This is a genomic window from Catellatospora vulcania (assembly GCF_009720385.1).
GTDB lineage: Bacteria > Actinomycetota > Actinomycetes > Mycobacteriales > Micromonosporaceae > Catellatospora > Catellatospora vulcania.
Genome location: NZ_WARX01000017.1, coordinates 311,624 through 319,171, shown reverse-complemented (window position 1 = coordinate 319,171; position 7,548 = coordinate 311,624). Strand labels below are relative to the sequence as shown.

5 protein-coding genes are annotated in these 7,548 nt (G+C 71.2%); 4 read left to right on the top strand and 1 reads right to left on the bottom strand.

The genetic code is table 11. From position 1 onward, the window contains the following. The 4 genes from F6W97_RS33250 to F6W97_RS33240 form a co-directional block, all read left to right on the top strand. On the top strand, window positions 1-3,460 hold a 3,460-nt coding region (locus tag F6W97_RS33250), incomplete at its 5' end, for a multifunctional oxoglutarate decarboxylase/oxoglutarate dehydrogenase thiamine pyrophosphate-binding subunit/dihydrolipoyllysine-residue succinyltransferase subunit (RefSeq protein WP_155374492.1). 69 nt (window positions 3,461-3,529) lie between these two features. After that, window positions 3,530-3,706: a DUF6104 family protein gene (locus tag F6W97_RS40280; protein WP_196279430.1), complete on the top strand. Its 177-nt coding sequence runs from the start codon at window positions 3,530-3,532 to the stop codon at window positions 3,704-3,706. A 52-nt stretch (window positions 3,707-3,758) separates the two neighbouring features. Continuing rightward, window positions 3,759-5,837 (top strand): phosphate acetyltransferase, encoded by a 2,079-nt coding sequence (pta, locus tag F6W97_RS33245; RefSeq protein ID WP_155374491.1) that lies wholly within the window; start codon window positions 3,759-3,761, stop codon window positions 5,835-5,837. Continuing rightward, window positions 5,834-6,928, top strand: coding sequence for an acetate kinase (locus F6W97_RS33240; RefSeq protein WP_155374490.1), 1,095 nt, complete (start codon window positions 5,834-5,836; stop codon window positions 6,926-6,928). Before pta ends, F6W97_RS33240 begins: the two co-directional genes overlap by 4 nt. A 69-nt stretch (window positions 6,929-6,997) precedes the next feature. On the opposite strand, the gene F6W97_RS33235 is transcribed toward F6W97_RS33240, so the two are convergent. Beyond that, window positions 6,998-7,441: a LysM peptidoglycan-binding domain-containing protein gene (locus F6W97_RS33235; protein WP_155374489.1), complete on the bottom strand. Its 444-nt coding sequence runs from the start codon at window positions 7,439-7,441 to the stop codon at window positions 6,998-7,000. Window positions 7,442-7,548: the final 107 nt, after the last annotated feature.

The window sequence follows — 7,548 nt, the reverse complement described above, 5'->3', positions numbered from 1 at the left end:
CGTGGCGGCCCCGGCCGCCGCCGCTCAGGCCCCCGCCGCAGCGCCCGCGCCCGCCGCCGTGGCGAAGCCGGCACCGGCGCAGGCCAAGCCCGCCGACAAGGCCGCCCCCGCCGGGGCGCAGGTCGTGCCGCTGCGCGGCATCGCCGCCAAGATCGTCGAGAACATGGACGCCTCGCTGGAGGTGCCGACCGCCACCAGCGTGCGCGCCGTGCCGGCGAAGCTGCTGTCCGACAACCGCATCGTGATCAACAACCACCTGCAGCGCGGCCGCGGTGGCAAGGTCAGCTTCACCCACCTCATCGGGTACGCGATGGTGCGGGCGATCGGCATGCATCCCGAGATGAACAACCACTTCAGCGTGGTCAACGGCAAGCCGTCGCTGGTCAAGCCGGAGCACGTGAACCTCGGCATCGCCATCGACCTGGCCAAGCCCGACGGCACGCGCAACCTGGTGGTGCCGTCCATCAAGGGCTGCGAGCAGATGGACTTCCGCCAGTTCTGGCAGGCGTACGAGGACGTGGTGCGCCGGGCTCGCAAGAACGAGCTGACCATGGACGACTACACCGGCACCACGACCTCGCTGACCAACCCCGGCGGCATCGGCACGGTGCACTCGATCCCGCGCCTGATGCAGGGCCAGAGCGCGATCATCGGCGTCGGCGCGATGGAGTACCCGGCGCCGTTCTCCGGGATGAGCGAGTCGCAGCTGGCCGACATGGCCGTCAGCAAGATCATCTCGCTGACCAGCACCTACGACCACCGGGTCATCCAGGGCGCGCAGTCCGGCGAGTTCCTCAAGGTCATGCACGAGCTGCTGCTCGGCGAGCACGGCTTCTACGACGAGATCTTCACGGCGCTGCGCATCCCGTACGAGCCGGTCCGCTGGGTGCGCGACATCGCGCACACCTCCGAGGGCCAGATCGACAAGGCCGCACGGGTCATCGAGCTGATCCACTCCTACCGGGTCCGGGGCCACCTGATGGCCGACACCGACCCGCTGGAGTTCATGATCCGCAAGCACCCGGACCTGGACGTGCGCCAGCACGACCTGACCCTGTGGGACCTGGACCGCACGTTCCCGGTCGGCGGCTTCGCCGGCAAGGACGTGATGAAGCTGCGCGACATCCTGGGCGTGCTGCGCGACTCCTACTGCCGCCGCGTCGGCGTGGAGTACATGCACATCACCGACCCGGAGGAGCGCAACTGGATCCAGGCGCGGGTCGAGCGCAAGTACACCAAGCCCAGCCCGGAGGAGCAGAAGCACGTCCTGGGCCGGCTCAACGCCGCCGAGGCCTTCGAGACCTTCCTGCAGACCAAGTACGTCGGCCAGAAGCGGTTCTCGCTGGAGGGCGGCGAGTCGCTGATCCCGCTGCTCGACGAGATCCTGCAGGCCTCCGCCGAGGGCGGCCTGGACGAGGTCGTCATCGGCATGGCGCACCGCGGCCGGCTCAACGTGCTCGCCAACATCGTCGGCAAGCCGTACGAGAAGATCTTCGGCGAGTTCGAGGGCCACCTCGACCCGAAGACCGCGCAGGGCTCCGGCGACGTGAAGTACCACCTGGGCATGACCGGCAAGTTCACCTCGCCCGACGGGCAGTTCGCGACCACCGTGTCGCTGGCCGCCAACCCGTCGCACCTGGAGGCCGTGGACCCGGTGCTGGAGGGCATCGTCCGCGCCAAGCAGGACCGCCTCGACCTGGGCCTGCACGGCTACACCGTGCTCCCGCTGCTGGTGCACGGCGACGCCGCGTTCGCCGGCCAGGGCGTGGTCGCCGAGACGCTGAACCTGTCGCAGCTGCGCGGCTACCGCACCGGCGGCTCCGTGCACGTGGTCGTCAACAACCAGGTCGGCTTCACCACCGCCCCGGAGTACAGCCGCTCGTCGCTGTACAGCACCGACGTCGCGCGCATGATCCAGGCGCCGATCTTCCACGTCAACGGCGACGACCCCGAGTCGGTCGTCCGGGTGGCGCGGCTGGCGTTCGAGTACCGCCAGGAGTTCAACAAGGACGTCGTCATCGACATGGTCTGCTACCGGCGGCGCGGTCACAACGAGGGCGACGACCCCTCGATGACCAACCCGCTGATGTACCAGATCATCGACACCAAGCGCTCGGTCCGCAAGCTCTACACCGAGGAGCTGATCGGCCGCGGCGACATCACCGTCGAGCAGGCCGAGGAGGCGCTGCGCGACTACCAGACGCAGCTGGAGACGGTGTTCAAGGCGACCCGCGACGCGGTCGCCGGGGTGTCCAGCCGGCTCACCCGGGCCCGCGAGGCGCTGCCGGAGCCGGCCGTCGCCACCGCGATCCCGACCGACCTGGTCCGCCGCATCGGCGAGGCGCACACCGCGCTGCCCGAGGGCTTCACCCCGCACAAGCGCATCCAGCAGCTGCTGGACAAGCGCGCGAAGATGGCCGTCGAGGGCGACATCGACTGGGGCTTCGGCGAGATCATCGCCTTCGCCTCGCTGCTGGCCCAGGGCGTGACCGTGCGCCTGTCCGGCCAGGACTCGCGGCGCGGCACGTTCGTGCAGCGGCACGCGGCGATCGTCGACGCGCAGACCGGCGCGGACTTCCTGCCCGCCACCGCGGTGGCCGCCGACGACGCCCGCTTCCACGCCCAGGACTCGTTGCTGAGCGAGTACGCCGCCCTCGGCTTCGAGTACGGCTACTCCGTCGAGGACCCGTCCGCGCTGGTGCTGTGGGAGGCGCAGTTCGGCGACTTCGTCAACGGAGCCCAGTCGGTCATCGACGAGTTCATCAGCTCGGGCGAGGTCAAGTGGGGTCAGCAGACCAGCCTCGTGGTGCTGCTGCCGCACGGCCACGAGGGCCAGGGCCCCGACCACACCTCGGGCCGCCCGGAGCGCTGGCTGCAGCTGGCCGCCGAGGACAACATGCGCGTCGCCATCCCGTCGACCCCGGCCAGCCACTTCCACCTGCTGCGGCGCCAGGCGCTGTCGAGCAAGCGCAAGCCGCTGGTCGTGTTCACGCCGAAGTCGCTGCTGCGGCACCGCCTCGCGGTGTCGTCGGTCGCCGACTTCACCGAGGGCACCTTCCAGCCGGTGATCGGCGAGACCGGGCAGATCGACCCGGCGCAGGTCAAGCGGGTGCTGCTGTGCTCGGGCAAGGTCTACTACGACCTGGTCCAGGCGCGCCAGGAGCGCGGCGTCACCGACACCGCGATCATCCGCCTGGAGCAGCTCTACCCGCTGCCGGTGGAGGAGCTGAAGGCCGAGCTGGCCAAGTACGCCGGTGCCGAGGACTTCTGCTGGGTGCAGGAGGAGCCGGCCAACCAGGGCGCCTGGTCGTTCGTCGCCCTGAACCTGCTGGAGCACCTGGACGGGGTGCGCATGCGCCGCATCTCCCGCCCGGCCGCCGCGGCCCCGGCCGTGGGCTCCACCAAGCTGCACGACGTCGAGCAGGCGGCGCTGCTGGAGGCGGCACTGCCCCGCTCCTGAACAAGCGATGACCGCCGTCCCCGGCCCGCAGGCGCGGGGCGGGGACGGCGGCCTTTTCCGGAGGATCCCATGTACTTCACCGACCGCGGCATCGAGGAGCTGGTCGAGCGCCGGGGCGAGGAGCAGGTCACCCTGGAGTGGCTGGCCGAGCGCCTGCGCGACTTCATCGACCTGAACCCCGAGTTCGAGACCCCCGTCGAGCGCTTCGCGACCTGGCTCGCCCGCCTCGACGAGGACGACGAGTAGCTCGCCGGTTAGCCCGGGTAATGCACGTCGAGCCACAGCCACGCCGTACGGTATGACTGTGGCTCGTGGCGTATATGTGACCGGCGTCGAGGCAGGCGGCGGCAAATCTGCCGTGGCCTTGGGCCTCGCGGAACTGCTCAGCAGACGGGTGCGCAGGCTGGGCGTGTTCCGCCCGCTCACCCGCGACGACGGCGAGACCGACCCGATCGTGGCGCTGCTGCGCAGCCGCTACGGCACGGTCGGCGCGGCCGGGCCGAGTTACCAGCACGCCTCGGAACTGCTGGGCGCGCACCGCGTCGACGACCTGGTCGGCGAGATCCTGGAGCACTACCACACGCTGGAACGCTCCTGCGACGCGGTGATCGTCGTGGGCACCGACTTCGGGCGCACCCTGGGCGAGGGCCACGACGAGCCCGCCCTGCCCGAGGAGCTGCAGCTCAACCTGCGCATCGCGGGCGAGCTGGGAGCGTCGGTGCTGCCCGTGGTCAACGGGCACCGCCGGGACTCCGGGGACATCGCCGACGCCGTGCGCGCGGCCTACTACGCCTGCGACGAGCTGCCGGTGCTGGCCGTGATCGCCAACCGGGTCGCCCCGGGCGCGGACTCGCGGCTGCCGTCGCTGCCGGTGCCGGTGTACGCCATCCCGCAACTGCCCGCCATCGCCGCCCCGACGGTCGCCGAGGTGGCCGCCGCGCTGCAGGCCACGCCGGTGCACGGCGCGACCCCGGGCGCGATGGCCCGCGACGTGGTCAGCGCCGTGGTGGGCGCGGCCTCGGTGCCGACCTTCCTGGACCACCTGCGGGACAACTGCCTGGTGGTCACGCCCGGCGACCGGGCCGACCTGATCGTGGCCACGTTCGCCGCGCACCTGGGCGGGCAGGCGGCGGTGTCCGGGCTGCTGCTGACGCTGGGTGTGGAGCCCGACCCGCGGGTGGTGGCGCTGGTCAGCCGGTTCCGGGTGGAGCTGCCCATCTTCACCGTGCCTTCGGACAGCTACGACACGGTGGCCGCGCTGACCGGGCTGGAGGGCCGCCTGCGCGGCGACAACCAGCGCAAGGTCGACGCGGCCCTGGGCCTGTTCGAGTCGCACGTGGACTCGGTCGAGCTGGCCGGGCGGCTGGACCTGAGCCGGCCGGACCGGGTCACCCCGCTGATGTTCGAGTACGAGCTGATCGAGCGGGCCCGCGCCGACCGCCGCCACGTGGTGCTGCCGGAGGGCGTCGAGGAGCGCATCCTGCGGGCCGCCGAGGCGCTCAGCCGCCGCGGCGTGTGCGACCTGACCCTGCTCGGCCCGGTGGACCAGATCGAGCAGCGGGCCCGCGAGCTGGGCCTGGACCTGGGCGACGCGCGGCTGGTGAATCCGGCGGACGCCCGCTGGCGGTCGGAGTTCGCGACCGAGTACGCCCGGATGCGCGCACACAAGGGCATGACCCGCGACATCGCGTACGACCTGATGACCAATGTGAACTACTTCGGCACGATGATGGTGCACACCGGACGGGCCGATGCGATGGTCTCCGGAGCGGTGCACCCGACCGCGGACACCATCCGGCCCGCCTTCGAGATCATCAAGACGCAGCCCGGGGTGGGCGTGGCGTCCAGCGTGTTCTTCATGTGCCTGGCCGACCACGTGCTGGTGTACGGCGACTGCGCGATCAACCCGGATCCGACGCCCGAGCAGCTCGCCGACATCGCGGTCTCGTCCGCGGAGACGGCGGCCCGGTTCGGGGTCGAGCCGCGGGTGGCCATGCTGTCGTACTCGACCGGCGGCTCCGGGCAGGGCGCCGAGGTGGACAAGGTGGCGCTGGCCACGAAGCTGGTCCGCGAGCGCCGCCCGGACCTGCCGGTGGAGGGGCCGATCCAGTACGACGCAGCCGTCGACCCGAGCGTCGCGGCGACCAAGCTGCCCGGCAGCGAGGTGGCCGGCCGGGCCACCGTGCTGATCTTCCCGGACCTGAACACCGGCAACAACACGTACAAGGCGGTGCAGCGCTCGGCGGGCGCGGTCGCGGTGGGCCCGGTGATGCAGGGTCTGCGCAAGCCCGTCAACGACCTGTCCCGCGGCGCGACCGTGCGCGACATCATCTCCACCGTCGCCATCACCGCCATCCAGTCTCAGGTGGTCTCGTGAAGATCCTGGTGCTCAACTGCGGCTCCGCCTCGGTGAAGTGGGGCCTGTACACCGACGGCAAGTCCGTCGACGGCGGGCTGATCGAGCGGGTCACCGACTGCGCCCAGGCGGTGCGGGAGGTGCTGTTCACGGCCGACGTCTCCGACGTGGACGCGGTCGGGCACCGGGTGGTGCACGGCGGCCTGCGCTTCTCCACGCCGACCCTGGTCGACGACGCGGTGCTGGAGGCGGTGACCCGGCTGGTCCCGCTTGCGCCGCTGCACAACCCCGTGAACCTGGAGGGCATCAAGATCGCCCGCGAGATGTTGCCCGGGGTGCCGCAGGTCGCCGTCTTCGACACGGCGTTCCACCGGACCCTCCCGCCGGCGCAGGCGATGTACGCCATCGACGTCGAGGTGGCGCAGGAGAACGGGATCGCCCGCTATGGCTTCCACGGCACCTCCCACGCGTACGTCGCGCACCGCACCGCCGAACTGCTGGGCCGGGACCCGGCCGAGGTCAACGTGATCACGCTGCACCTGGGCAACGGGGCCAGCGCCTGCGCGGTGCGCGGCGGGCTCAGCAATGCCACCAGCATGGGTCTGAGCCCGCTGGAGGGTCTGGTGATGGGCACCCGCAGCGGCAACGTCGACCCGGCCGTGGTGTTCCACCTGCACCGGGTCGCGGGGATGTCCCTCGACGCCATCGACGACCTGTTGAACCAGCGCAGCGGCCTGAAGGGCCTGTGCGGGGACAACGACATGCGCGAGGTGCTGCGCCGGCGCGACGAGGGCGACGCGGCGGCCGAGCTGGCCTTCGACGTGTACTGCGAGCGCGTCAAGATGTACGTGGGCGCGTACTACGCGCTGCTGGGCCGGGTCGACGCGGTCACCTTCACCGCGGGCGTGGGCGAGAACGCGGCCCAGGTGCGGGCGGCGTCGCTGTCGGGGCTGGACGCGCTGGGCATCGTGGTGGACCCGGCCCGCAACGACGCGGCGGAGCGCGGGGCGCGGCTGATCTCGCCCGAGGGCGCGACTCCGGCCGTCTGCGTCGTGCCCACCGATGAGGAACTCGAGATCGCCAACCAGACCGCCGAGCTGCTGGCCCGCTGAGCCACGGCTCGTCCACCGGACACGCGGCGGCGGCGGGCACCGGGCCCGCCGCCGCGTGACGTGGGCGGATCAGTCGGGGATCTTCAGGACCACGCCGACGTTGATCAGGTTGGGATTCGCGATGTTGTTGGCCTTCGCGATCTTCGTGTACTGCCGGCCGTCGCCGTAGTACTGCGCCGCGATGTCCCAGAGCGTGTCGCCGGACTTCACCTTGTAGGTGCGCTCGGCCTTGGGCGCGGGCGGCGCCTTCGGGGTGGGAGCGGCCGCGGCCGGAGGCGGCGCGGGCTTGGGCGCGGCGGCGGCCGGCTCGGTGATCGGCGGCGCGGCCGGCGGAGGAGCAGCCTGCGCAGGCGCGGCCGACGCCTGAGCCTGGGCCTGTGCCTGGGCTTCCTGCGCCTTCTTCGCCTCCTCCTCTTCCTTCTTCTTCTTGCCCCACTTGAACGGGTTCATGAAGCCGGCGGCCTCATGTTCCAGGTTCTCCAGCTGGCCCTCTTTGTCCTGAGGCTCGCTCATCAGTACCCCCGTGTCTGTGATCGATCACGACCCGACGCCAGACTAACGCCGTTTGAAACCGTTTCGGACTGGTTCGCCGGAACCGTGAATGGGGCAGAATGGCCCCC